The 25,977-nt window shown below is 40.3% G+C and carries 33 protein-coding genes; 16 read left to right on the forward strand and 17 right to left on the reverse strand.

The genetic code is table 11. The features are described from left to right. Positions 1-44 precede the first annotated feature (44 nt). Together ACFJIZ_RS14550 and ACFJIZ_RS14555 are read left to right on the forward strand one after the other, a co-directional pair. A complete protein-coding gene (locus ACFJIZ_RS14550; RefSeq protein WP_379085419.1) occupies positions 45-1,904 on the forward strand; it encodes a peptidase M61 in 1,860 nt (619 codons plus the stop codon). 370 nt (positions 1,905-2,274) lie between these two features. Next, positions 2,275-2,505, forward strand: a complete 231-nt coding sequence (locus tag ACFJIZ_RS14555) for a hypothetical protein (RefSeq protein WP_379085422.1) — start codon at positions 2,275-2,277, stop codon at positions 2,503-2,505. A 117-nt stretch (positions 2,506-2,622) separates the two neighbouring features. Here ACFJIZ_RS14555 and ACFJIZ_RS14560 read toward each other — a convergent pair whose 3' ends face one another. The 6 genes from ACFJIZ_RS14560 to ACFJIZ_RS14585 all read right to left on the reverse strand — a co-directional run bounded on the left by ACFJIZ_RS14560 (position 2,623) and on the right by ACFJIZ_RS14585 (position 7,560). Continuing rightward, the gene (locus tag ACFJIZ_RS14560; protein ID WP_379085425.1) at positions 2,623-3,657 is read right to left on the reverse strand and encodes a sterol desaturase family protein; all 1,035 of its coding nucleotides are present in this window, start codon (positions 3,655-3,657) and stop codon (positions 2,623-2,625) included. Positions 3,658-3,718: 61 nt separating this feature from the next. Beyond that, positions 3,719-4,645, reverse strand: a complete 927-nt coding sequence (locus ACFJIZ_RS14565) for a sugar phosphate isomerase/epimerase (RefSeq protein ID WP_379085428.1) — start codon at positions 4,643-4,645, stop codon at positions 3,719-3,721. A 286-nt stretch (positions 4,646-4,931) separates the two neighbouring features. Continuing rightward, entirely contained in the window at positions 4,932-6,170 is a 1,239-nt protein-coding gene (locus ACFJIZ_RS14570; RefSeq protein ID WP_379085431.1) for a hypothetical protein, read from the reverse strand. Between the two features lie 41 nt (positions 6,171-6,211). Then, positions 6,212-6,547, reverse strand: coding sequence for a hypothetical protein (locus ACFJIZ_RS14575; protein ID WP_379085434.1), 336 nt, complete (start codon positions 6,545-6,547; stop codon positions 6,212-6,214). 90 nt (positions 6,548-6,637) lie between these two features. After that, positions 6,638-6,937 (reverse strand): winged helix-turn-helix domain-containing protein, encoded by a 300-nt coding sequence (locus ACFJIZ_RS14580; protein WP_379085437.1) that lies wholly within the window; start codon positions 6,935-6,937, stop codon positions 6,638-6,640. Next, on the reverse strand, positions 6,934-7,560 hold the full coding sequence (locus ACFJIZ_RS14585; RefSeq protein ID WP_379085440.1) for a hypothetical protein: 627 nt from the start codon (positions 7,558-7,560) through the stop codon (positions 6,934-6,936). Before ACFJIZ_RS14585 ends, ACFJIZ_RS14580 begins: the two co-directional genes overlap by 4 nt. Positions 7,561-7,744: 184 nt before the next feature. Between ACFJIZ_RS14585 and ACFJIZ_RS14590 the strand changes: the two genes are divergently transcribed. Beyond that, positions 7,745-8,446: an oxygenase MpaB family protein gene (locus ACFJIZ_RS14590; RefSeq protein WP_379085443.1), complete on the forward strand. Its 702-nt coding sequence runs from the start codon at positions 7,745-7,747 to the stop codon at positions 8,444-8,446. Positions 8,447-8,491: 45 nt separating this feature from the next. On the opposite strand, the gene ACFJIZ_RS14595 is transcribed toward ACFJIZ_RS14590, so the two are convergent. From ACFJIZ_RS14595 to ACFJIZ_RS14640, 10 genes are all read right to left on the reverse strand, one after another. Next, a complete protein-coding gene (locus ACFJIZ_RS14595; RefSeq protein WP_379085446.1) occupies positions 8,492-10,228 on the reverse strand; it encodes an outer membrane beta-barrel family protein in 1,737 nt (578 codons plus the stop codon). A gap of 5 nt (positions 10,229-10,233) precedes the next feature. After that, positions 10,234-11,184, reverse strand: coding sequence for a TonB-dependent receptor plug domain-containing protein (locus ACFJIZ_RS14600; RefSeq protein ID WP_379085449.1), 951 nt, complete (start codon positions 11,182-11,184; stop codon positions 10,234-10,236). Positions 11,185-11,186: 2 nt separating this feature from the next. Then, positions 11,187-12,206, reverse strand: coding sequence for a FecR family protein (locus ACFJIZ_RS14605; protein ID WP_379085452.1), 1,020 nt, complete (start codon positions 12,204-12,206; stop codon positions 11,187-11,189). Positions 12,207-12,262: 56 nt separating this feature from the next. Then, on the reverse strand, positions 12,263-12,886 hold the full coding sequence (locus ACFJIZ_RS14610; RefSeq protein WP_379085454.1) for an RNA polymerase sigma-70 factor: 624 nt from the start codon (positions 12,884-12,886) through the stop codon (positions 12,263-12,265). Positions 12,887-13,042: 156 nt separating this feature from the next. After that, entirely contained in the window at positions 13,043-14,098 is a 1,056-nt protein-coding gene (locus ACFJIZ_RS14615; RefSeq protein ID WP_379085457.1) for an acyltransferase family protein, read from the reverse strand. Positions 14,099-14,109: 11 nt separating this feature from the next. Beyond that, positions 14,110-14,679 (reverse strand): ankyrin repeat domain-containing protein, encoded by a 570-nt coding sequence (locus tag ACFJIZ_RS14620; protein WP_379085460.1) that lies wholly within the window; start codon positions 14,677-14,679, stop codon positions 14,110-14,112. 166 nt (positions 14,680-14,845) lie between these two features. Beyond that, positions 14,846-15,052: a helix-turn-helix domain-containing protein gene (locus ACFJIZ_RS14625; RefSeq protein ID WP_379085464.1), complete on the reverse strand. Its 207-nt coding sequence runs from the start codon at positions 15,050-15,052 to the stop codon at positions 14,846-14,848. A gap of 2 nt (positions 15,053-15,054) precedes the next feature. Continuing rightward, the gene (locus tag ACFJIZ_RS14630) at positions 15,055-15,609 is read right to left on the reverse strand and encodes a DUF2975 domain-containing protein (RefSeq protein WP_379085467.1); all 555 of its coding nucleotides are present in this window, start codon (positions 15,607-15,609) and stop codon (positions 15,055-15,057) included. A 370-nt stretch (positions 15,610-15,979) separates the two neighbouring features. After that, positions 15,980-16,531 (reverse strand): NAD(P)H-dependent flavin oxidoreductase, encoded by a 552-nt coding sequence (locus tag ACFJIZ_RS14635; protein ID WP_379094057.1) that lies wholly within the window; start codon positions 16,529-16,531, stop codon positions 15,980-15,982. Next, entirely contained in the window at positions 16,522-17,025 is a 504-nt protein-coding gene (locus ACFJIZ_RS14640; RefSeq protein WP_379085470.1) for an NAD(P)H-dependent flavin oxidoreductase, read from the reverse strand. The genes ACFJIZ_RS14635 and ACFJIZ_RS14640 overlap by 10 nt, the downstream gene beginning before the upstream one ends. A gap of 67 nt (positions 17,026-17,092) precedes the next feature. On the opposite strand from ACFJIZ_RS14640, the gene ACFJIZ_RS14645 reads away from it, so the two are divergent. The 13 genes from ACFJIZ_RS14645 (at position 17,093) to ACFJIZ_RS14705 (ending at position 24,853) form a co-directional block, all read left to right on the forward strand. Continuing rightward, the gene (locus ACFJIZ_RS14645; RefSeq protein WP_379085475.1) at positions 17,093-17,503 is read left to right on the forward strand and encodes a hypothetical protein; all 411 of its coding nucleotides are present in this window, start codon (positions 17,093-17,095) and stop codon (positions 17,501-17,503) included. 420 nt (positions 17,504-17,923) lie between these two features. After that, entirely contained in the window at positions 17,924-18,397 is a 474-nt protein-coding gene (locus tag ACFJIZ_RS14650) for a hypothetical protein (protein WP_379085477.1), read from the forward strand. Positions 18,398-18,407: 10 nt separating this feature from the next. Then, on the forward strand, positions 18,408-18,983 hold the full coding sequence (locus ACFJIZ_RS14655) for a hypothetical protein (protein WP_379085480.1): 576 nt from the start codon (positions 18,408-18,410) through the stop codon (positions 18,981-18,983). Beyond that, entirely contained in the window at positions 18,934-19,455 is a 522-nt protein-coding gene (locus ACFJIZ_RS14660; protein ID WP_379085483.1) for a hypothetical protein, read from the forward strand. Before ACFJIZ_RS14655 ends, ACFJIZ_RS14660 begins: the two co-directional genes overlap by 50 nt. A 21-nt stretch (positions 19,456-19,476) precedes the next feature. After that, positions 19,477-20,043: a hypothetical protein gene (locus tag ACFJIZ_RS14665; RefSeq protein WP_379085486.1), complete on the forward strand. Its 567-nt coding sequence runs from the start codon at positions 19,477-19,479 to the stop codon at positions 20,041-20,043. Between the two features lie 316 nt (positions 20,044-20,359). Beyond that, entirely contained in the window at positions 20,360-20,950 is a 591-nt protein-coding gene (locus tag ACFJIZ_RS14670; protein WP_379085489.1) for an OmpH family outer membrane protein, read from the forward strand. A 191-nt stretch (positions 20,951-21,141) separates the two neighbouring features. Next, the gene (locus ACFJIZ_RS14675) at positions 21,142-21,429 is read left to right on the forward strand and encodes a hypothetical protein (protein ID WP_379085492.1); all 288 of its coding nucleotides are present in this window, start codon (positions 21,142-21,144) and stop codon (positions 21,427-21,429) included. A 66-nt stretch (positions 21,430-21,495) separates the two neighbouring features. Next, complete coding sequence (locus ACFJIZ_RS14680) at positions 21,496-22,161, forward strand: SDR family NAD(P)-dependent oxidoreductase (protein ID WP_379085495.1); 666 nt, start codon at positions 21,496-21,498, stop codon at positions 22,159-22,161. A gap of 100 nt (positions 22,162-22,261) precedes the next feature. Continuing rightward, a complete protein-coding gene (locus tag ACFJIZ_RS14685) occupies positions 22,262-22,990 on the forward strand; it encodes an SDR family oxidoreductase (protein ID WP_379085498.1) in 729 nt (242 codons plus the stop codon). Positions 22,991-23,137: 147 nt separating this feature from the next. Then, positions 23,138-23,530, forward strand: a complete 393-nt coding sequence (locus ACFJIZ_RS14690) for a hypothetical protein (RefSeq protein WP_379085501.1) — start codon at positions 23,138-23,140, stop codon at positions 23,528-23,530. A gap of 62 nt (positions 23,531-23,592) precedes the next feature. Then, the gene (locus ACFJIZ_RS14695) at positions 23,593-23,949 is read left to right on the forward strand and encodes a helix-turn-helix domain-containing protein (RefSeq protein ID WP_379085504.1); all 357 of its coding nucleotides are present in this window, start codon (positions 23,593-23,595) and stop codon (positions 23,947-23,949) included. Between the two features lie 89 nt (positions 23,950-24,038). After that, positions 24,039-24,359: an ArsR/SmtB family transcription factor gene (locus ACFJIZ_RS14700; protein WP_379085507.1), complete on the forward strand. Its 321-nt coding sequence runs from the start codon at positions 24,039-24,041 to the stop codon at positions 24,357-24,359. Then, entirely contained in the window at positions 24,356-24,853 is a 498-nt protein-coding gene (locus ACFJIZ_RS14705) for an SRPBCC domain-containing protein (protein WP_379085510.1), read from the forward strand. Before ACFJIZ_RS14700 ends, ACFJIZ_RS14705 begins: the two co-directional genes overlap by 4 nt. Before the next feature lie 431 nt (positions 24,854-25,284). Here the strand turns inward: ACFJIZ_RS14705 and ACFJIZ_RS14710 are convergent, their stop codons facing one another. Further along, entirely contained in the window at positions 25,285-25,794 is a 510-nt protein-coding gene (locus ACFJIZ_RS14710; protein WP_379085513.1) for a polymorphic toxin type 25 domain-containing protein, read from the reverse strand. Between the last annotated feature and the right edge of the window lie 183 nt (positions 25,795-25,977).

Consider the following 25,977-nt stretch of genomic DNA (forward strand, 5'->3'; position numbering starts at 1 on the left):
CAATTATATAGTACACCCGATTTATCTATTTTAAAACAAGATCAATGAAAAAACACCTCATTCTTTTTTTACTTTTTATCGCTGCCAATTCGGTATTTGCACAGCAGACCAACACTGGTTACCACTACAGTATCAACCTCAATAACGTAAAGGACGATAAACTAGAAGTGACCTTACTTACCCCTAAATTAAGCGCCAACGAAGCTATTTTCCATCTACCTAAAATGGTACCTGGCACCTATGCCATTTACGATTTTGGCCGTTACATCTCAAACTTTAAGGCTTTTGATAAAAAAGGCACTGAACTAAAGGTGAGCCAAGAAAACATTGATTCGTGGAAAATAACTGGCGCAAAAGAACTGTCAAAAATCACCTATCTGGTTGACGATAGCTGGGATAGCAAGGAGATCAAGGGAGCCGAAATTTTTCAACCTGCTGGAACAAACATCGATAAAGACAAAATGTTTGTGATCAACAATTTTGGTTTCTTCGGTTATTTTGATGGTGCAAAAAACATCCCTTACAAAGTAACGGTTACCAAACCTGCCGATTTTTATGGTTCTACTTCACTTAAGGGCAAACAGATCAATGCAACTACAGACCAATATCAGGTTCCAGATTACCATAGTCTTGCAGATGCACCAATCATGTACAACCGACCAGATACTACCATTTTACATATTGGTGGTGCAGAAATCTTGATCTCTTTATATTCTCCAAACAAGAAAGCTACTTCGGCCGTTATTGCCAAAGAACTCAAAAGAACTTTAGAAGCCCAAAAAGAATACCTTGGTGGCACACTACCGGTAGATAAATATGCTTTTATCATCAGTTTAAGTGATGATCCACAGCTTACAAGTTACGGCGCTTTAGAACATTCGTACTCTTCTTTTTATTACCTTCCAGAAAGCTTTAGCCCTGAAGAACTTGCAAAAAGTGTACGGGAAACAGGCTCGCATGAGTTTTTCCATATCGTAACTCCATTGAGCATCCATAGTGAAGAGATCGGAAACTTTGATTATGATAACCCTAAAATGTCTGCCCATTTATGGATGTATGAGGGATTAACAGAATATGCAGCACACCACATGCAGGTAAAATATGGTTTGGTAGATTTTAAAGATTACCTAAAAACGCAACAATCGAAATTGAACAATGCCATGCGTTACAATGATACCTTGGCCTTTACAAAAATGTCTAAAGGGGTATTAGATACTTATGAAAACCAATATGGCAATGTGTACGAGAAAGGCGCATTGATTGGGCTTTGTCTTGACATTAAGTTAAGAGAATTATCCAAAGGAAAATATGGTACACAAAACCTGATGAAGGACTTGTCTAAAACCTATGGTAAAAACAAGTCGTTTAAAGATGATGAACTATTTGCAACGATTACCAAATTGACTTACCCAGAAATTGGGGTCTTTTTGAACACCTATGTTGGCGGCAATAAAAAACTTCCATATCAAGAAATCTTTGCTTCAATTGGGGTTGATTATCAGGATGTGGCCTTGGTTAAAAAAGCCAATACTGGTGGAACAAGGCTTGGCTACAACCCAACTACAAAGAATTTATTTGTTGCAGATACCACAATGAACAGTTATGGTAAAAAATTGGGAATCCAAAAAGGCGACCAGATATTGGCCATCAACGACCTTAAATTACCTGAAGTAGCTAAAGTACAACAGTTTTTGGATAGTGTAAGGGTAAGCATGAAAACAGGCGATACATTTAGCATGTTGGTACTTAGAAAAGATGCCAATGGCAATGCTACCGAAGTAAAATTAAGTCAGCCAGTAGAATTTCAGGATGTAAAACAATTTAACATCTTAAATGAAATGGCATCGCCAACCGAAGCACAGTTAAAACTTAGAGCTTCATGGTTAAATACAAAGACAAACTAATGTTAGATTAGTATCAATAACTTTTCTGCTTTGCAGAGATTGGACTGCCCTATTAAAAAATAGGGCATTTTTTTTATGTATCAATTATCTTTTTTATCGCTTATGCTACTCATATATTCAAAAAATATTACATCCAAAAATTGCAATAAGTTCCCCAATTCAATAAATTAGAGTAGATAAAGCTTTTCTAGAAATAATAACTATGAACTGGCTTTAATCGATTTTTGTAATTCTAGATTTACAGAAGGCTTGACAGTTGCAAATGTCATCCCCAATAACCAGCTTGATGTTATTAATCTCAAGCCGTAGCATTGATGCCCTACGTGATAAAGGCAAACTTTAATTACAACCTAACCAAAAAATTTGAACTATGAAAAAAGCAAATTTATTAAGTAAATCAGAAATGAAGAAAGTGATGGGTGGAGTTGTTCCGCCTACTGGCCTCTGCCATGCCTATTGTAGAGATAAAGATATGAATTCTCTTAATCCCAATCAGGTACTTATAGTTGCAAGTTGCGATGTTTCATTAACAGATTGCAAAAAAGCTTATAGTGCTACAGATTCAGCTGGATGTTGGTGCAGTAGTGGAGAGGAAGTTTAAAACTTCAGCCCTATCCTTGGTTCGTGTTGGCACGAACCAAGATTTATTTTTTTCACATTTACTTGATTTTAATCAAATCTGGACAATTAAGCTATTCATTTCTGATTAATAATGCGCTTAAATATTTACTTTAACAGGCTCGTCAAAAGTCATTTCTTTCCCTTCGTTTTCTTCTGCCATAAATGATTCTCTTACAATCCTAGCCGTTTTATGGTCGCCGGTATGGCTCCATCCCGGTGGCATAACGATATATAATAATTTAGCTTTGAGTGTAGGTGCAGCAGCAATATCTTTACCCAAACAGATAAATTCGCCAAAATAAACATCCCATAAACTATTGGGGTTCATTTCTCTCGTAATGCCATATTCTATTTTCATATCTCTTCTTTCGGTCTGATAAGTCTTGAAAACATGGTCCCAGATATTCAACAGGTTGCAGAAATTGGTATCCATATACAATGGATTTTTAGCATGGTGTACCCGATGGTGTGAAGGGGTAAGCAGAATACGGTTAAAAAAGCCAAGTCTTGCATCTTTCATTGTGTCTTCTCCAATATGGATAAACGAGCCCCAAAAACCATCAATGAACATAATGAAAAACAATAATGCCGGATTAACACCCAATAGGATACAGATAGAAGTACGGACCACATCGGCATAAGGTGCCTCTAAAAAGAAATGGGCAAAATTAACGGATAGGTTCATCTGCTGAGGTGCATGATGGGTAGAATGAAGACACCATAGTATCCTTACTTTATGCCCGAAATAATGGTACACAAAGTGTGAAAGTTCCCACACGATATAACCATAGATCAACCAATACCAAGTAAAAGTAGTGGTAAAAATAGCCCATTTTTCGAGCAACCCGATACAAAAGCCAACCGCAGCTATAGAGATTAACCTAGAGATAAATCGATTTACTACAAATACCAAAAAAGGAATTCGGTAATCCTCTACCTTAAAACGTTTATAAAAGGAAGCCCTAATGATTTCGAACAATAATAAAAAGGGGATGATGGGCCACAATAAAGTCTGTATTCCATTTAAAGTTGCTAAAGATCCGTAATCTCCGGTCTGCACCATTTTGATCAGCCCACCAATGCTTAAAAAACCGATCACTTCGTCGTACAAGGTTTGTAGAATATCTGTCATTTGGTTAATTTTTTAAAAAATTACGAAAAAAAATCTTTTGGTTATCAACTGTTTAATTTTTTTATAGATATCTTTTTTTCCAAGCCTGCATCATGTATACATTAATGTCCCATTGATCAGCAACAGGCAGGTTGGTAAAAGGAAGCGTTGGCATATAACTTGGCGGACCAAATTCGGTCAACATCGTTAGCGGTTTACCCTGCTGTTTTTTGAGGGCCACTATTTTGTCCCACCAGGCAAAATGGGCATCTACAGCCGATTTCCATTCTGGTGCGCGAGGATCACTTACCTGTGGTCCTTCTGCATGGCCAACTCTTGAATGCACATGGTCTGTGCGAGAAATGGCCAGCTCCACTGTAGCCTGTTGGTCTTCGAGCAGACTTTCGCTCACGTTACACCAATGAGAAATATCTAAGGTTAACCGCAAGGCAGGATTCTCCTGTAGATAACGTAGGGAAGCTGGGGCCGAATAAAGCATCCGCGACCGATGTGTTTCATGGTAAATAGGCACCCCTTTTTCTTTTGCGTATTGTACCGTAAAATCAATAAACCTTTTGTTCTCTTCGTAGGTAAAAAAATCCTTCCCCGAATGGACGTTGATGTAGAGTGGTTTTTGGTAAGGATTATCTATTGCTTCTCTTAATACTTTTTGAAAGGTTGAAAAATGAGGTGCGGGTATAGGTTCATCACCACGGCAAAGGAAACCTACGGCCAGTTGATGTGTCTTTAAAGCACTAAACAGCTCTTTGGCTATTTCGGCAGACCATAGGATTTCTACCCCATCATAACCATCTTGTTTGGCCTTTTTACAGAAATCGCTTACCGACCCGTTAAAGCCCCAATAAGGCGCCATGATCTTTAACGAAAAGCCATCAGCTACTGGAATAGTTGGCAAACTCGGAGTACCAAATACATCTATTGATGGTAGTGCAAAAGCAGCTGTAACCGCCAAGCTCCCTCCAATAAAATCTCGTCTATTGTATTTCATGTAGTTTAAATTTTACTCTTAAAACTACATATTAAATTGATATAAACTTATGGTGTTGTTAAAAAACAGAACTACATAATAGACTATTAAGCAATCAATTAAAGCTTGTACTCCATAAACAAAAAGCATCATTTGGGCCAGATGAAGTGCTGCGACCTCAATGATGTATGGTGTTGTTTTTTAGTTAAACCTGCAAAGGATGATGATTTAGCGCATTGTCATGTTGAGCTTGTCGAAGCATTTTTTGTATTGGTCTTCGACAAGCTCAGACTGATATTTTATTCTCTTATTTAAATCCGAAAAGAAAAGGGAAAATAAAAGTGACGATAATGGTCCATATGCAGTATACAGGTAAGTACCAGGCAATAGTTTTACCTACCGTGCTAAATTCTGCTTTCTTTAACATGTATCTTAACATTTTGCCTGCCACCAAAACCAGATGGATCAGGATCAATATGTTTCCTCCCAATACCGCAGCACGGTTGGGTGTCATTCCCCATTCAGAAATCCGGAATACGATAGCAGAAAGTGCAATGCCATTGACCATGACGGTAACTATAGACAGTGCCAGTAATATCCCCATTTCCGTACGGCTCTTGGTAGATGTACCTGCAATGGAGAAAAAGATCAGTGCCATTACCCCTACCAACAATGCATTAAAGATCAGTAGAAACTCGCGGTTATTGTAAGGATTTTTACCCGAATACATAATGGCAATGCTATAAACAATAAGCATTATCAATACCAATGGGCTAAATATCTTGGCAATTACCGGTGATACTTTACCTACCAATTGTGGATTGGCCTGCGTGAGGTAAGTACCTACAATAGGTGCAGCAGCAGCACCAAAGACACCTACATTTTGCATGTAAGTTTCGGCGATGTTGTAGCCTATCAAAGAGAAAAGACCAATAGTAAGGGCACTCATCAACCCACCTGCAATCAAAATCAAAGTGGTCATTACAACGAGGTCTCCGTTGTATTTCAGGAAGCCCAATCGTTTTTCGCTGTCATTTTGTACACCACCTACAAAAGCAATACCCAAGGCAGCCCATAAGAACAACGCCAGATGGGCACAAGATAAGATCAGGGTATCACTATGTTTAACGTTGGGCAACAGGTTGATAAAGATCAAACCTACCAATGTTACTCCAGCCAGAAAAACAACCTTAGGTGTAGGTAGCTTGTTTTTCCAGGCGAAATACACCATAAGTGCGGGGAAAACAATAAATCCAATGTTCCTTGGATAGAAAAAATCTTCATTGATCGCAAACAATGCGGGCAGTTTTGCAATGGTGCCAGCAATAAGTGAGGCGATGATTACAAAAACAAGGTCGCTGCGAGTGCCCCACAAGATCTCGTCGCTTGTAAAATTCAATCGTTCGTTCCAGTATCCAACTAAGGTATTGTCCTTGATTTCGGGATAGAGCTCATTAAAAGCCTTTTTAAATCCGCTTTTATCTTTTCTGTACAAGCGCTCAAGCTGTGCAGGTTGGTCTATATTGGTTAAAATTTGCGCTTTCATGTGATGATCACTTTTAGTAAAATTAATAGAATTTTGCTTGTTTAGTTCCAATAGGTACCACTTAGTCCTAAAACAGAACCCATCCACATGCCAATCAAGAAGATGATGATACTGATCAGGTCAGCAACAATCCTGTGCCACCCACCTTTTGAACGGACCTGGTCCATGTAATAATAAATAGCACCGCCCACTGCGCCAGCAAATGGAACAATAATCAACGGCTTGATCATCCACCAGTTTCCCCACTCGGGTCTACCTTTACCTGCGCTGATCAAAAAAGCTGAAATCAGAATCAGGCCGATGATTGCACCTTGTACCATTCTTTTGTTTAATGAACCGCGATGGATTGTTGCGGTTAAGTTTTCTTGTGTTGTCATGATTGTTTATTTTTTAATTGGTTTATATTTCGCAAAAAGAACTTTGCTTTTCAAAGTATGTATTCAAAAAAAATTGCACTTTTCTTATTTCTATTTTTGCGACTTGATTAAATTCTCTAAAGCTTTTAAATGGTCATTGAACGCACTTATACCAGCTTTGCTAATAAAGTAACTTGTATGTGGCTTTTTACCAACGAACGTTTTGTTCACGTCAATAAAACCATCCTTTTCGAGGGCCTTGATGTGGCTTGCCAAATTCCCATCGGTAAGGTCGAGGTATTCTTTCAGTTCGTTAAAACTGAGTTTCTCGTTCACCGCCAGGGCCGACATGATACCCAATCTTATCCTACTCTCAAACGCTTTATGAAATCCTTCTATCGCTAACTTCACCTTTCGTATTTGTAATGGAGATAAACACCAATTATAATATGCAACGCACCAAAGCCTATGGCCCAGCATAAAAGACCATATCCAATAAAACACGAGCCGATCAGCCCTAAGGCAATCTCCATCAATCCTAATACTTTGATCTCTGCATAAGTAAACTTGCTTGCATTATACATGGCCAATCCATAAAATATAAGGGTAAGTGGGGCCACCAATCCGATCAGGCCATGGGCAATCAGAATAAGGATAAATAGTCCTCCTGTTACCAATGGAACAGCCATATGTACCAACATCTGCTTAGAAGTACTGTTCCAGATCTTTTCTTTGCGCTTGTTCGCTTTTCTATAAGAAAGAAAGATGGCTGTACCCAGGGTGAGGACCAAGATTGTTACTGCCAATCCGATCAGCTGCATCAAATTGGCCGACCAAGCTCCGGTCGTTCCCATTGGATAAACAATCTCGTTCGGATCAAAGTAAAATACCTTATGGGCTATCCAAGCTCCGGCAAGGCCATATACCCCCGCCATAATACCTGCCCAACCCGATAGGGAGAGGAATTTAGAGGTACGTTCCATCATAGCGCGTATCGCTGTAATATCCCCGATATAATCCTTTTCTTCTTTCATTTGAAAGTACTTTTTTTTTCAAAGTTAAATATTAGTTTTAGATTTGCAAGTGCAATCCTAAAATTATTTGGAGAAATGTAGTCTGCAGGTTGCTGTTAAGATAGGTAGAGGAGGAAAAAATGATGAATTATTTTGTTGCTAAAAATTCGATTGTTCGCCAGTCTGGGGAAATGGGGATACGATCTTGTTTATTTTTGCAGGCGCTGCTGCCGAGTTTGCACTGAACAAGGCGGTAGATTGGCTATACTTTACTGGTCGTCTCCCTGCTGATCCATTAAAACGTTTATTCTCGACGGTGGCCTATGCAAGGCAGATCGTATTTGCTAACCACGATGCTGCAATGCGTGCCATTGACCAGATCAATACCATACACAAAGGGGTTGAAGACCAACGTGGCAGGCATATTCCTGATTGGGCCTATCGGGATGTGCTGTACATGTTGATCGATTATTCTATCCGTTCTTTTGAGCTATTGGAACGGAAACTAAGCGCCGAAGAAAAGGAAGAGGTATTTGATGTATTCTACAGGATGGGATCCCGCATGATGATCAAAGACCTGCCTAATTCGTTTGAACAATGGCAACTTAAACGTGCCACCGCACTGGAAGAAAACCTTGTTAAAGGCAATTTCACCATTGACTTGTACAAACAATACCGCAAGCATTTGGGTTGGATCAGGTATAGGGTGTTAAAGCAGGCGCAAATCCTACTCTTGCCTACTAAAGTAAACCAACTTTTAGGCTTAGGGAAAAACCCGATGGCAGCAATCATGTTAAACCTCTATAAGCTGAGTAGGTTGATCGGGTTAAAACCCATGCTTAAAAATGCGATCCTACCTCCAGCATATAAAGCGCAGATCATGGCCCTTGATAGTTACAAGGAATAAACTTCTTCTATTGATTTATTCCTTAAACAACTGGATGTGCTTTCGCTATTTGATCCTTCCATTTTCGTTTTCAAGTGCCGAACTCCTATTTCTTGGTCCTTTAGAATTTCCTGTTGAAAACCTGTAGCTAAAATTGAGTTTAACCTGACGGGTTTCAAAATAACTGTAGTTACGGATATAAAGACCTCCAACACTTTGTACGGAACTGGCCTTGCTTCCTTTGTAGATATCGCTAAAGGCAAGCCTGATTGTTGCTTTATTATTCATAAAATTGCGCTGTAACCCAAGGTCTACCTGACTGGTGGCTTTGGCAAATTGGTTGGCACCTACCAAACGCTTGGAGTTGTACACTCCTACTATTTCTGCACTGAAGCCACGGGGCAATTTAAAAGTCTGTTGCAGGTTCAGCCTTGCTGCTGTCTGTTTCAGGTTAAGCTTTCTGTCTGCACCAAAGTCGATGTCATTGTAAAGACCAAAAAAGGTACCATTAAAGGTCATGTTCCACCAAGTAGCGGATGTTAGGGTTTGGGTAAGCGTTAGGGCCAAATGTTGTTGCACACCCAAATTACGAGGCACCATTACCACTTTGCTCTGATCAACAGTATCGGTTACTTCTACGCTAAAGTTACCCGTATAAGTATAGCTCAGCCCTACAATGGTTGAACTTTTATAGACATACTGTAACAACACCCGATGACTGAGCTGAGGCTCTAAGAAGGGATTACCCTGCCAATAAGAAAGCTCATCCAAAAGATAGATAAACGGGTTGAGGTTCTGATAGGCCGGACGGTCTATCCTTCTAGAATAACTGAGTGAAAAGCTATTCGAGGTTGAGGGTTTAACCGTAGCCGAAAAGAACGGGAATAAGTTGGTGTAATTTCTAGTGGTAGCCTTTGCATTGCCAGCTATCGGCGAAATCTCGTTCAGCTTCCCTTCTGAAGCAGCATTTTCTACCCTTAGCCCCCCCTGAAGCTGCCATTTGCCCAAATCTTTTTTGTAATTGAAGTAGGCACTGGTCACGTCTTCTTTATAAGCAAAACGGTTTGTCCTTAAAGGGTCTATAAATTCTCCGTTCTGTTGGATCTCCAAAAACTTCGAATCATTGTCTGCCAATACAGATGAATATTTGGCGCCAGTTTCTAGTTTCCCCTTCCAAAGGTTGGTGGTATAATCTACCTTGATGGCTTTTAGGCCAATATCGATGGCATTGAGCGATCGGTAAAGGTTATCGCTGATCACGCTCTGATCTGCTGCCGTGTATTTATTAGATTGTAGGTTGCCGGCACGCTTGGTAAAATCGCCATAATCTGCATCAATGTTGATGATCCTGCCTAGCGTATCTTCATATTTATAATTGAGGTTAACATTATACCTTTGGGTCTGCTGGTAATAATAATCGTTGATGGCAGTAAGCGTTTGGTCAATGGTTGTGGCTTGGGCCAAACCAATATCGGTCTTTGTGTCAGTGATTCCCCCTCCAAAAATAAAATTACCATTGAGCAAAATACCTACCGTTTGGTTTTTGTCTATCGCAAAATCGGCGCCCAAGCGTGAGCCCATTTTTTTCCTTTTGTCTATATCGTCGGTAAAACTGTTATAGAACTTCCCTTCTTGGATCCGATCACCACCATAGAGATAAGAATAGTAGCCCAAAAAATGGCTATAGTTACCATACAAGTTCAATCTGTTCTTCCTATAGCTAAAGGAAAGGTCCTGGTTGTTTCTAAGGTATACCCCATAACTGAGTCCTGTAGTAAAACCAGCGCTGAAACCTTGGATCATCGATTTCAATGTCCTGACATTGATGATCCCGCTGTACCCGAAGCATCGTATTTGGCACTTGGGCTGTTGATCATCTCTATCGATTTGATGTCTGATGAGGACATCGATTTGAGCAGCTCAGCAATCTCCCTACTCGAGAGATAGGTTTGCTTACCATCGATCAATACCGCAGCACCAGCCTTGCCATTCAATGAAATGTTATTGTCTGTGCCCACCGTTACGCCAGGTGCCCTACCTAACAATTCGAGTGCATTTGAACCTTGTGCATTGATGCTTTTAGACACATTGAACACAATATTGCCACCTTCCATTTCTATCACCTTCTGGTTGCCCGTAACATTTACCTCTTTTAAAAGCTTAGCTTTGGGCATTAACCGTAGTTTGCCAAATTCTTTATGTTGAAGCCCTTTTTCTAGCGGAGCAAGTTTAAGTATCAAAACATCGTAACCGATAGATGATAGCTTTAAGGCATAAGCTTTGTTGCCCTGCATGGAATGGGAAAACTGAAAACTGCCCTGTTCATTGGCAATAGCTCCGTTTACCTGTACCTCGTCTGCCAACAATGAAATGGTAGCAAAGGGTACAGCAATGCCTTCTGGGTTGACAATGCTGCCCGATAAAAGTGTTTTTGTAATTCCTTCTTCTTCTTTTTTCAAAAGCTTTTTGCTCCCGATCACAATCATCTCTTTAGACAGTACCTGATAAAAAAGTTGTTTGCTCGATAGCACACTATCCAACACTTTAGCAACTGGGCTATGCGAAACATTGACAGAAACGAGCATGGTATCGGTAATAACCTCGTCGCTATAAACAAAGGTATAGCCACATTGAGTCTGGACCTGCTTAAACAACTGGGTGATGGGGCTTCTGTTCAATTTAAGGGTTAATTTTTGGTCTTGCCCATAAAGTAGACCATAAGCGAACACCAATAACAATAGTAGTACAGCTCTCTTCATCCTTAATCTTTGATCACCACCAACTTATTGTTGATCGTATAGGTTAACGGATAGGAAAGTTTAAGTGCCTCTAGCGCCTGTTGGATGGTTTCGTTGGTAAAAGTTCCGCTGAAGCGTTTTTCTTTTAACTGCTCGCTTTTCACTTCTATCTTCAAGTCGTATTTTTTCTCCATGCGCAAGGCCAAGTCTTTGAGTTTTTCTTTTTGGAAGGTCAAGGTATCCGAAGTCCACCTTGTTTCCTTTAAGAGTATGTTCGAAGCTATTGGTTGTACGGCAAAATGATTGTCTTTTGAACTGAGTTTGGCAAAGATGAGCTTCTCGTTTGGCCTGAGCAGTATGGTACGGCTTTGGTCTAACCTGTTACTAACCTGGATCAATCCTCTTACCAGTGCTACTTGTATCTCAGGTCTGTCTTTGTATGCATTGACATTAAAAGTGGTGCCTTTTACTTCGATATCTATATTTCCGGCATGGATAAACAAGGGGATCTCCTTGTTTTTGGCCACATCAAAATAAGCTTCGCCTTCTAGAAATATTTCACGTTGCTGTTTACCAAAAGCCTTGTTGTAGCTGAGGGTAGATTTTTTGTTGAGCCATACTTTGGTACCGTCGTCCAGCAACCTGAAAGTTGTTTCTTTTGTAGCAGCCATGGTGTCGAAAGATGGATTGACATTGCGGTTTAACAAATGGTAACCAAATACACCCGTACCAACCAGCAGTACCAATATGGCCGCCACCTTGAGCAAAGCAGCATAAGGACTCGCTTTTTTTACTGACGAATAGTTGAATCGTTCTTCAAAACCTTGGGTTTCTGCGAGCGCTATTTTGTTCCATGTCTGGTTCAGTTGGTCCATCTTTGGTGCAAGGCTTTGGTGCTGCTGAAAGTACTGGCTCAATTGGGTGGCCAACAGTTGGTATTCTTCATTGCTTTCGGTTGCCTTGGCTAAGGCTTCATTATCGGCACCAGAAATCTCGCCAGAGAGTTTGCTGGATAGCAGTGCTATGAATTTTTCTTTGTCCATTGTTAAAGGCTTATATGCTAAGGACACCCGGATTTAAAACATTACTCATCCTGTGCTTAAAAAAAGAACAGGGGCAGGTCAGAAAGTGCTTGGATCTTGGTGATCTTTGCTTGTGGGTGATAGCCCAAATAGCCACTGATCGATTCGGCCAATGTCTTTACGGCTTTGTACAATTGGTTTTCGACGGTTCTTTTAGAAATGTCTAAGATCTGGGCCACTTCACTACATTTCAGTCCTTGTTCTTTAACTAATCTAAACACCATTTGGCGTTGTGCTGGCAAGGCTGCAACCGCAGCATCGAGTAAGCTGACCAATTCTTTATCTTCCATACCCATGTTATAAGCATTGGGTATCTGTACCATGGGTTGATCGATGGGTGGTTCTGTAAAAACCTGCTGCCGTTTTTTATTGGCCCTGATCAGGTTAAGGCAGGCATTTTTAATGGAAATGAAAAGATAGACTTCTGGATTAAGTACTGTGGCCAACGTTTCTCGCCTGAGCCATATCTTCACAAAAAGTTCAGAAGTAAGCTCTTCGGCACTTTCTTGTTGTTTTACATATTGTTTGGCAAAAGCGAGCAGTTGATCATGGTAAAGCACAAAAAGTTCGTCGAACGCGGCCTTATTTCCATATTGGATTTCTCTAAATAGTCCTTCGATCTTACTTTTTTGTGTTGGCATTCATCCTCAACTTAGGTAACCTAATTCTTTGGTGTCATTTACAATGACACCAAAGTTTGAAGATATACTTATTTGAGCATAAAATTTAATACTATACCAACGATATTGCTCTTTGATCAGATAAGTTGAGTATGAGAAATAAAAGAATCTGGGTTGTTAGCCCAGATTCTTTAAACCAAATAATAACCTAAGAAAACCTATTCTTCTGATCACAAACTCATAAAGAGCCAGGCAACCCACACTTGTAAATAAGAGTACCATTACAAATTTCAATCTTACATCAATAGCCAAGGGGAAGATGAGTACCGACCCCAGAAATAAAAATAACATGTGCAGGATGTAGATTGGATATGCCGCTTGGCTGAGGTAACGAAGTACAGTACTGGGGTGGTTCAAATGCCTAAAACCAAAGGCAAAAACAGACAACAACCAAAAAATAGACTCAATGGGCAATTGATAGATAGGCACCCGCAATTGAGGCTGCATGATGCGCCAAGCATAAAGTGCAATTGCGACCAATAAAAAAAGCCATTTCCATTTTAAGAGCATATTCCAAAAATCGTTGCCAGCCAGCATAAAACAAAAGCCAAAGAAAAAGGCTAAAATCCCCAGAAAAAAGCCATGCCATGTCATTGCATAGAGTTCATAAGGCATTGGATTGACCCATACCGCCTCGGCTACAAAAGCTGCGATGACAACAAGTAAGCTCAATGGGGTAGCAAACCATTTTTTTATCCACATGCCCATTTGACCATTCTCCTTTTTCTTCAAAAACATAAAAATGGGTAGCAAGATCACTACGTAGCTAAAGATGTTGCCCAAAAACCACAAGTGGCCAGGGTTTGGATTGTAGCTCAGCTCCCATTGGTTGGCATATTGCCAAAGGTAGATGTGCAAGGGAACGATACAAAAAAAACCAAATACAAAAGGGATCAGTATCCTTTTTCCACGCTCAAGGAGCAGTTGTTTCCAATTTCTGTTTTGTATGGCGAAATATACGCCCATGCCCGATACAAAAAACAGGAGTGGGATTCTCCATATGTTGAGCATGGTCATTGGTAACCATAAAGATTCCCAGGTTTTGTCATTTACGATAAAGCCGATCATGATGCCCCAGGGTTGGAAACCAATTGACAGGTGGTAAACAAGGAGTAAACCAATAGCGATAACCCTTAACCAATCGATATCGTATCTTCTATAATTTGCTGCCATGATCTTTTCTATTATTTCAACATGGCAGCAATCTTAGGCCTTGTCGCTTCTATATAAGCATAATCTAATTTTAAGCCCATGGGTGCCAGCATTTTCCCCATCATATCGTACACGTTTTTTACTTCTTTGAATGGACCCACAACCGATTGATAGGCCGTACTGTTATAGTTGTTTTTAATGGTTTTATCGGCACGTTTGGCCAATAGCATCTTTACAATCTCAGGCCTGCAAAAAAAGGCGGCAATGTGAAGTGCAGTTGAACCATCGTTGTTTTTAAGGTTCAGGTTTGCACCCGCATCAATCAAGGCTTTGGCCATCTCGGTCTTGCCCAATAGTGCAGCCATGATCAAAGGACTAGAGCCACCCATTTGCTCTTTTACATTAAGGTCGCTGCCAGCCGCAATGTGCTGTTTTAAGGCTGCCATGTTTCCTGCCATTACTACGGTATGCAGGTCTTCTTTTGGAGGTTTTACATTTTTTTGTGCAAAGCTGATTGCAGGAATGGAAAGGCCTACGCATACCAAAAATAGAAAGGCCAATTGCTGTGGTCTCTTAGACCATTTAAAGTGTAATGTTTTCATGATTTGTTTTTTAAATGAATGAATGTATACTGAGTTAATCTTTGTCTATTATTCGTAGAAGTGCATTAAAAATCACATTATTATCTATTTTTTTGAATTAAAGGACATGGCAAGCCCAAGGGCCTATGTTTACCATGGCCCAAATAAGCATCAAACCGATGCCTGTTTATTGGTCCGTATATTCTAAGATGTCTGCAGGTTGGCAGTCTAGAGCCTTACAAATGGAATTGAGCGTGGTGAACCTTATGGCCTTTGCCTTCCCTGTTTTAAGGTTAGACAGGTTGGCCAAAGTAATGTCTACTTTTTCTGAAAGCTCATTCAACGACATTTTTCTTCGGGCCATCATCACATCGAGGTTTACAATAATTGCCATAATTATACCGTTAATTCGTGTTCTGATTGGATTTCAATCCCTCTTTTAAAAATCTGTGCAACAACAAAGAGAACCACACTCATAAACAGCCATACATCGGCACCATCTACGTTTAACTGTGCTGCATCTGGCATAGTTACACCCTGTTTAACCAACCATTCGGTATTTCCAACGCACCACTTGGAGAAGCCTCCTATACCTAAAGACAAATAGGATAAGTTGAAAACAAAACGGCCCATCTCTTGCACAAAGGGTTGCGACATATCGAGCTTTTTGTTGCTCAGTATTTTAATGATCAGGTAAAACATCAAAGCTTTCATTACTGCAGGAATGCTCATCAATAAGGTTTCGACAAGGAAATATCCTGCATCATATTGGTAAAGGCTAGACAGGTCGATCTGCAGCCAAAAAAGATGTGCCCACTCTGGATTGAAAACCAAAGTATAAAAAGCATTGGAGATGATTCCTCCAGCATCTATGCATAGGCCAACAAATATGATCCAAGCCAATATGGCCAATACTTTAAGAATCTGTTGGGTAGTTATTTTAATTTCCATTTCAATTAAATTTTAAATTAACGATACAAATGTAATAAATATTTATTGAAAAACAATAAATATAAATCAATTATAGATAAATATTTATCATTAATTGCTATTCCAGTTCAGAAAGTAATATTTTTGACCAGCATAAAAATGCAAAAATTTGACTTTTGTCTTCTGTGGCCACTAATGCATCAGCTGGTTTAGCATTCTACATGAAGCATGGATTATCAGTGTAATGAAAACTGCTTCTTCATTAAAGAGCAACAGTTCTCCGTTTGTATTTTCTTCCCTTAGTTTGAGCTTCATTGCAGATTGCATCAATGTTCGGCAAGAACATTAAATCGATGTCTAAAATGCAACGACCAAAAGAGAAAAGACTTAATTAGAGCTGACTATTTAGGTAAAGTGTAAAATCGTAGGCATCCATGGCATGTGGTTTGCGCACTTGGCCCGACCATAGTTGCATGCAGTCGATACTACCCAAAGCTTCTGAGGCTTTACGCAAAGGCATAACAGCATCAGTGGCGTAAGGAAAATCAGGTGCGTCACTACAGATTGGGCCAATTTCTTGAATCAAACGGTTGGTGATCCCCCTTGCCGGACGACCTGAAAAGATGTTGGTGATCACTGTTGCGCGATCGGTAGCCAATACCTGACGATGGAGCGGTGCTACACGTGCTTCGGCACAAAACAAATAGGCCGTACCCAATTGAACGGCTGCTGCTCCCCATTCAAATGCTTCTTTGATCGCTTGTGCATCGGCTATGCCGCCCGCAGCCACAATAGGCACGGTAAGTTCTTTAGCTAAAAGTTGTACCAATTGGGCTGTTGGCAATTGGGTAGACAGCTCATCGGTTAAAAATAGGGCACGATGACCGCCTCCCTCCTGCCCTTGTGCAATTACGACATCGCAACCTGCTTCTTCTAACCAGATCCTTCTTCAACCGTGGTGGCTGAGGAGAGGACGATTGCACCTGTTGCCTTTACCCTTTGCAATAACTGTTGATCAGGTAAGCCGAAATGGAAACTGACGATGGCTGGTCTAATCTCTTCTACTACCCTACAATATTCTTCATTAAATGGTAGGCGTGCCACTGCTGGTGCTACGGTGGCCGAATCTAAATGATACGCTGTATAATAAGGCAAAAGACGGTTAAGCCATTTTTGTTGCTGAATTGATGATTTTTCTACCTGCTGATGGCAGAAAAAATTGAGGTTAATGGGTTGGTTGGTCTTAGCTTTAATAGAATGATATTGCGCTATTACCTGATCGGTGGTAAGCATTGCGCAGGCCAACGAACCTAGACCTCCTGCACGTGCAACATTGATGGCCAATTCTACGCTATCGGCACCAGCCATTGGCGCTTGGATGATCGGAATTTGGATGCCTAAAAGCTTAAGGAGGTCTTGAGTGTTTTTGTGTGCCATAAAATTGATTCTATGAGTACCTTGGTCTTGAAAACTGCGATATAAAATTACGGTTTTTTCATTCTGATTGTTTATTGGTTCATTGGTTTCATTAGTTCATTGGTTCATTCGCCAATGGTTAATTGGGTGTGGTATGCTAACTCAAGCAATGGTGGAAGGATTCCGAATGATGGTGGAGGCTTCTCAAGCATTGGTGGGAGGATTACGAGCAATAGTGGAGGCTTCTCAAGCTATGGTGGAAGGATTTAGAGCAATGGTGGGAGCTTCTCAAGCAATGGCGGGAGGATTCAGAGCACTGGTGGAAGCTTCTCAAGCAATGGTGGGAGGATTCAGAACAATGGTGGAGGCTTCTCAAGCGATGGTGGGAGCAGTTCAAGCAGCGGTGGAGACAGTTCAAGCGATAGTGGAGGCTTCTCAAACTATGGTGGAAGGATTCAGAGCACTAGTGGGAGCTGTTCTAGCTACCAGATTGGAATAGGGATGATCGGTTTGGGGTGGCCAAAGGCTTAATTAAAAACTCTTCTTCTTCGGCAGGAGATCAATCCCATTAATTTAATATTCCCCCTCTAGCGCAAGCGTCTTGCTTGTGATATTAAAAACACACTTTAACATCCTTTTATTGGCATCGGGATACGGACATCAGTCAGGAATGGAACATCAACAAATGAAACTGCTATTTAAGAGAAAATATATACTCATGATTGGCTTTCGTATCCGTTGAGGCATATTTGGTACAATAAACTTGCAGACCTATGTACATTTTGATATGTTTAAAGTACAGTAAGACTTTAAAAATAGATGTGTAAAACCCAGTGGTGTATAACACTTGAATTAACTAAATGACCTTGATGCCAAAACCTTACACAACAAAATTGACTACTATTAACAAACTCCTATCATGAAGAAAAAACTTACATCACTTAACCAGCCTTTATGGATGGCCCTACTGGTGATATTAGCATTTTCGGTAAAATCGTGCCGTAAGGATATTACCGGAGGTACTAATCAACCAATTCCTCAACAGGTAAAATGGGCCAAAAACTACTATGACACCAATCTTCAACCCAATGAGAAAAAGTTACTGATACCCTCCAAAACGATGTCATCAGGTAAATCAGGTAGCACATCCAGAACAAACAAAATCAGCATTCAATGGAATAAGGGATATTCTGCCCAAACATCTCTATACGATTTTGTTGAAGTACCTATAAACATGGAGGGAAAAATGATGCCAACCTTTTTGGTTACCAAAGACCCTACTGCAAAACCTGTACTAGATCTTGAGGTAATGAATGCATCCCTGAACAGACTTATCATCTATAAGGGTACCGGCAGGAAATACGAACCAACGATTAATTACTTATGTGCCTGACAGAAGCTATTTGGATAAAGCTAAGGGCGACATTAGCAAAAACAACATCGACAACATCGACAAAGACTTTTTTGGTTACCTCCAATATAAGGACTGGGAAGGAAATGTACTGTGGATACTTAGAATTGAGAATGGAATGCCTATCCGAAAAATCGATGTATCAGGGGCAATGTCGCCAGCTGATGCAGTTAAAATTAGCAGCAGGAACAGATCAGGAGGGCAGGGAAAAATAATGAGGTATGAAGTAGCCACCTGTGGCGAATGGACAATTAAATACAATTGGGAACAATGGTGTTATTATTATGGCGACTCACAAACTCCATATGCTTGTGATCCACCAGAGGTCTATAACGTACTGGCTATACCAAACTGTCCGGGAGGTGGTGGTCCTACACCCCGAGTAGATTGTAACGACCCTTTGAACTTTGAAAGTGCTGAATGCTTTGCAGACATATCGGATAAAATATCGAATGAATGCTTAAGAAATCTTTGGAATGCACTTAAATCTAATACAAAAGGCAAGATTGATCAATCTCTTGAATTCAACATTTGGACAGAACCATTCTATAAACTTCAAGATCTTTGATGGTGATGTTTCAGGCGGTGCGCCTGCTCAATCTCAGGTACTGAGGGATAGGGTGACTAGTCAGGGCGAACGTATTTTTGATGTAAAGGTGACCATCAATAAAACAACGATGCCAGGTTATTCACAAGAATTTGCAGCTGCTACAATTGTCCATGAAATTATGCACTGTTATTTTAATGCCAATAAAACTTATTACAACAACCAGTTCAAACAGCACCAGACCATGGCAGAAGAATATATAGAAAGCATGAAGTCTGCGGTGACCGATATATTTCCGAATATGCCAGCCAAAGATGCCTATGCATTGACAATGAATGGTTTTAATGATATGTTTGAAAATAATTTAACAGGTTGGAACGCTTTATTGACAAAATATAATTTAACTACCCAAGAGATATACAATACCCAGGTAGCGTATAAAAGTAGTGCACAAAATGCCCCTGGTACAAAATGCCCACCAAAACAACCATAGCATTAACCTTAATTAAACCTTATGAAAAAGATAGCAACTATTTTTGTTTTCCTACTGCTACTTGCCGCAGGCAGCTATGCACAGGATAAACGACCAAATCTGACATTTTCTAATATCGATCAGGTTGGAGCTTATGTTTCTGACCATTTCAGCATTGATGAGAAGATCATGGATACCCTTTGCCTGTTTACAAGTGTTTTTGTAAAGTTTAATGTATCCGAAAAAGGCAAGATTTCCAATCTTGGATTTACCATTGGAACGCCAGCCTTTATTACCAACGCCCTTAAGAAAGCCATTGAAAGTACAAATGGTCATTGGAAAATTGACAAGTCTGAAAAAAGGCTGACAACAACTACTTATATCTTACCCGTTGTACTGTATTATGGCTTGGGGTGTAAAGAAGGTACTGGAGGCATTGATGTGAACATTACCCCCGAAAGAAGGGCAAGAGAATATGTCAAGCTCAACAATACAGCACTTAATAGCAGTTATGCCGTACAAAACATATTGGATTTTGATACAGGAAGGGCAAATTGGTTACGATGTCTGATTCTGCCCCCAATAAGTTTTTCTGCTAACAGAGGTTAATGAAGGCTGCCGGTTAGATCCTTATTAGCCATACCTAGATCGTAAAATCAACAATGCTATGGAAGATCCTCAAAAATCCCAAACGCAGGCGTATTGAAAGGTCGAATGGTACTGGCTTCATCAGGTTACCTTAATTAATTTGCGTCCATTGGCTCAAACATTTCGCTTATGATATAAAAGCATTCAAAAATTAAGACCGGAAATCAATCCCATTATTTTAACATTCATATGTTAAAAAAAGTTAATTCTAGACCTACGGAAACTAATATCATTAATTTTATGATACCTACAGACGTAACCAAATTAAAAACCTAGAATGAATAAACTAAATTTAAGAAGACTTGAACGATCAATAATAGCAAGCTTAAGCCTTTTGTTGGTGTTTGGTCTGCAAAGTGTTCTGGCACAACAAAAAATTGGGCATCTAGACTCGGAAACAATTTTTAGCGCGATGCCAGAGTTTAAAACGGCCCAAACAAGTTTGGAAGCCATCAACAAAACCAAGATGGCCGAGCTGGAAAAGATGAAAACCGAGATCCAGACAAAGTACAATCAAGGCGTAGCCAAAAACAAAACCTTAAGCGAAGCCAATAAAGATGTTGTGCTAAAAGAACTGCAGGTTTTGAACGATGAACTAGAAAACCTAAAAAAACGCTTGGATGCAGCTTATCAAAAAGCCCAAGAAGATATGGCTGCAAAAGAGGCAGAGCTGATTGCTCCGGTAAGGACCAAATTTATCAACACCATTAAAGCTGTAGCCAAAGAAAAAGGCTTGGCCTACGTTTTTGATACGGCAAAAGACCCCAACAATAACCTAATAACCTGGGATGATGGAGTTGACATTGCAAGTGCCGTAAAAGACAAACTAGGTATTACAACAGCTGCCACTGCTGCGCCAAAAAAATAGAACGATATTGTTAAACCCTATAAAAAGCACCAACCCTATCAGGTTGGTGCTTTTTTGTTGCCGAACAGTACCAAAAGCCCAATGCCCAACCAATGTATTGACACGCTCAACAAAATTAATTGACATTCTGAACAAAACCCGCCCCTTCATATCTGCCTAGATTTGTACTGTACATTTAATCAAAAACAAAAATGGAAAAGAACAATGATCAAGGTGCGCTACAACAACCAATAGGTTCGGGATTTAACGCTACCTCAACAGCAAGTGAAGTAATCAAAGGTATCGACCTGAGCGGAAAGACCGCAATTGTAACAGGTGGCAACGCAGGCATAGGCCTAGAAACAACCAAGGTGCTTGCAGCAGCGGGCGCAACGGTCGATCGTGCCAGCCAGAGATATAGAAAAGGCAAAGAAAAACCTGCAAGGCATTGCAAACGTAGAGATAGCAGCGATGGACCTGAGCCATCCAGACACTATTGATGCATTTGCTGAGCAGTTTCTTGCTTCGGGCAGGGCGCTGCACCTGCTGGTCAACAATGCAGGATCATGTGGGTACCGCTACAAAGAGACAGCCGTGGGATCGAATCGCAATTGGCTACCAATTACCTGGGCCAGTACCAGCTTGTGGCAAGGTTATGGCCAGCACTTAAGGCAGCCAATGGGGCACGTGTGGTAAATGTTTCTTCGCTGGGGCACCATATGGCTCCCTTTAACTTCAACGACCCCAACTTTGAGCATAGGCCATATGAGACACTATTGGGTTATGGACAATCTAAAACGGCCAGCAACCTGTTTGCCCTTGAGCTAGACAACCGTGCAAAGGCATTTAATGTAAGGGCCTATTCATTGCATCCTGGCTCTATTGCCGGTACAGAACTGGGAAGAAGCGCCTCGATAGACCTCTGGAAACAGATGGGATTTGTTGATGAAAACGGCGACATGAAGCCTGAAGTTCTGGCCAGCCTTAAAACCATACCACAGGGTGCCGCAACTTCTGTTTGGGCCGCAACCAGCCCCCTGCTAAACAACATTGGCGGCGTTTACTGCGAAGATGGTGATATTGCCGAACTCCTTTCTGATGACCCAGCCATAGAAACTGGTGCCAAACTGCATCAAAGTGGCGTGCAACAATATTCGTTAGACAGGAACAATGCAAAACGGCTATGGTTATTGACGGAAGAGCTCACAGGTATCTCCTTTGATGTGAAATAACCCAGTTACGCTTCAAGTATCTTAAAAATAAAACCATATAAAAATCTGATCAAATAATTAACATGGGTTGAATTTTCATTCGACCCCAAAGTAAAAATATATGTTACCATTAAATGGAAAGACCGCTGTAATTACCGGCGGCAATAGTGGCATTGGGTATGCCACAGCAATTGAACTAAAAAAGAGAGGCGCCCAAGTGGTGATCACTGGCAGAAGAAAGGAAGCGGTAGAAAAAGCCGCTCTAGAACTGGGGGTAACTGGTTTGATCGCCGACCAATCGAGCCTAAGCGATATCGGCGCCCTTGCCAATGAGGTTGCCAGAAGATTCGGCAAAATAGATATCCTCCTTGTAAATGCAGGTGTTAGCAAATTCTCTACCATAGCGCAGATGCCAGAGTCGCTGTTTGACGAGATAATGGATGTAAATTTCAAAGGGGCCTACTTTACGCTGAGCAGGTTCATCCCGATCCTGAATGAGCATGCTTCGGTTATTTTGTTGTCATCTACATCTGCGCATATCTCTCCTCCACAAGCATCGGTATACGCCGCCAGTAAGGCTGCCCTAAATGCTGTAATGAAAATTGCTGCAGTAGAACTGGCGCCTAGCAACATCAGGGTCAATGCAGTAAGTCCTGGTCCTGTAGCGACCGAGATCATGCAAAAGATTGGATTAGACCAGAGCTTGGAAGCGCATATGATCAGTACCATCCCACTGGCCAGATTTGGAAGACCAGACGAGGTGGCCAAACTGATCGCCTTCTTGTCTAGTGAGGAGGCATCGTTTATTACAGGTTCTGAATATCTGGCAGACGGTGGCCAGTGTATCTAAAGCATAAAATCCGGAGCGTATTGGGTTGTACCAGAGGCCACTCTTTTTGAACTTATGGCATTATAAACCATCCAATAGATTAACCCATCCCTATTTTTAACAGCTGGTTTTTACAGAAATCCATACAAAACCGATAACTTTATAAAAATGGAACATATATCCAGACACCTAACCAAAGACATAAAGCTCTCTTCTTATGAAGACAAGCTGTTCAAGTCAGACCTGATGTTTGATGACCATATGCTGGTCTGGTTTATCTCGGGCGAAACAAAGATGATCCAGTGGGATACAACCTTTAATTTTAAGACAGGTGATATCTTCCTGATTCCGAGAAACCAGTTGGCCACGATCATCAACTATCCCAAAAATGGCCTGCCACATAAAACAGTGGTTATGCATCTGTCTATTGAAAGGTTAAAGAAGTTCTATGAAAAGCTTGACATCGGCAACGTTTCACATTGCGAACAAAAAATATATAGTTTCAGCAACCACCCATTACTGGAAAGCTGTCTTACTTCACTGATCCCTATTTCGATGTAGAAGGTGAATTTCCAGAAGACCTAGCCTCGTTAAAGATCACAGAGGCCATCAGCATCTTACGGATGATTAATCCGGGGGTTGATAGTGTACTGGCTAATTTTGATATTCCGGGAAAGATTGACCTGGTGAGTTTTATGCAGCGTAATTTTATGTTCAACATGTCTTTGGAGAAGTTGGGCTATTTGACTGGTCGCAGTCTATCGACATTCAATAGAGATTTCAGGAAACTCTTCAATACCACGCCACAAAAATGGCTAACGGATAAAAGACTGGAACTGGCTTATTACCAATTGTCTCAAAAAAGGAAAAAACCAACAGATGTCTATCTTGAAGTAGGTTTTGAAGACCTGTCCCATTTCTCTTTTAGCTTTAAGAAGAAATATGGTATATCGCCCAATCAATTGCCATTAAGCATTTAAAAAAAATATTTTTTAAAATAAATTTGCGAAACCGAATAGTTGCATATATATTTGCAACCGAATGGTTTCATAATTAATATTTAAACAAAATGAGGCGAGATATTTTCCAAGCAATTGCAGACCCCACCAGACGGGCAATTATTGCATTGATCGCATTACAGGCAATGACACCTAATGCCATTGCTGAAAACTTCAACACCACGCGACAAGCCGTATCAAAACACCTACGCATTCTCATCGAGTGCGACCTTGTAAAACAAGAATATCAAGGTAGAGAGATTTACTACACCCTTGAAATTGAAAAAATGAAAGAAATAGATAAGTGGCTAGACCAATATCGAAAAATTTGGGAGAGCCGATTTAGCCAATTAGACAATGTATTATTAACTCTTAAAAAACAGAAAAAATGAACAATTTACTATTTGATTTTACCGTTGACAAGGAAAAAAAGACGGTATTTGTGAACAAAGAATTTGATGCCGACCTTTCGCTGGTATGGGATGCTTTTACCAAACAAGAAATTCTTGATCAATGGTGGGCGCCTAAACCTTGGTCGTCAAAAACAAAGGTGATGGATTTTGAACCCGGTGGACGAAGGTTTTATGCAATGGTAAGTCCTGAGGGAGATGAGCATTGGTCACTTCAGCAATATACTTCCGTTACTCCAAAAACTAATTTTAAATACCTGAATTCTTTTGCAGACAAAGATGAAAACCCTGAATTGCCTGGTTCGGATTGGGACCTTAGCTTCAGCGAAGAAAATGGGATAACAAAAGTGAGCATTACCATTAAAAACGATTCGCTAGAGCGCATGGAAAAAATGATTGAAATGGGTTTCCAAGGCGGATTTACAATGACACTAAATTACCTGGACGAATTATTGGCTTCATTAACTAAAAAGTGATCCTTATTTTCAAAACTTCCATCACAAGAAAAAAGGAAGCCAGAAAACTTAAACCATACTTAGATAGGATACTGCCCAACATTGCCCATTAGCATGGGGCAAGTGCCGATACGGAATTTGTTCAGATTGCAGTTACCAATACGCAAAATGGACCTACGGTATGGTTAGCAGCAGTTACGGATGCACAGTACAATTCGCCTACGACAACGAAGGAAAAAGTACCAGATAATTATATTAAACAACATCAAAAAAGCATCAACCTTTATCAGATTGATGCTTTTTTTGTAGATGACACAAAATGTGACATCTTTTGGATGATCTGCAGGCAGTAGTGGAAGCTAAGAAGGTTTTGATCAAAACCGTAACTCATTGCTCAATTCTTACCTTATCATTTAGAAATATTGTTATTTTTAAAATGAGAAGGTGTATTGTTACAAACTAAAAGCATAAGCAGCTCTTAGCCCTATTAACCAATTGGCACCCTCATTAACCCAGGTTTCGAAACGTAGGCCCATATCAAAACTTGATTTATCTGCCACTGAAAATGAGGCACCAAGTCCAGGTGCAAAAGCAAATGAAGTGCCCATACCTTGTTCGGTCGCGAAAGTTGCACCTACTTCTCCGGCTGCATAAAAATTTCCGCCAAAATAGTATTTGGTTCCTGCTTTAACAGGAATAAACCCAACACCTTTAGAATAATCCCTTAAGGTAGAAAAGAAACTTGTGTAACCAGCAGATAATGTAAAATTAAATGATTCAACAGTAGCAGGCAGTTCAAGTTGTACGGAGCCCCCAGCAAACAGCACATTATTGGTTCCTTTTGCGGTTGGGGAACCCACTTCAGCACCAATACTCATTTTTTTTACTGCCCCTTCTGTTTGTGCATTCGTTGTGAGTCCAAAACCCACTAGCAAGCAAATCAAAAGTAATTGTTTTTTCATGTTAAATAGTTTAAGTTGATCCAGTTATCACGCTAATATATAGAAAAATTATATCGAATACCACTTTTTGGAATACCCATAAATTGATTCCTTAACCAATTTCAAATTACCCGATTCGATTGTTATTGATAAAAGAGCAGCAGTATTTTATTACATCGAAAAAAAATCGCTAGGCTGAAAATG

Source organism: Pedobacter sp. UC225_65 (assembly GCF_042698365.1).
Classification (GTDB): domain Bacteria; phylum Bacteroidota; class Bacteroidia; order Sphingobacteriales; family Sphingobacteriaceae; genus Pedobacter.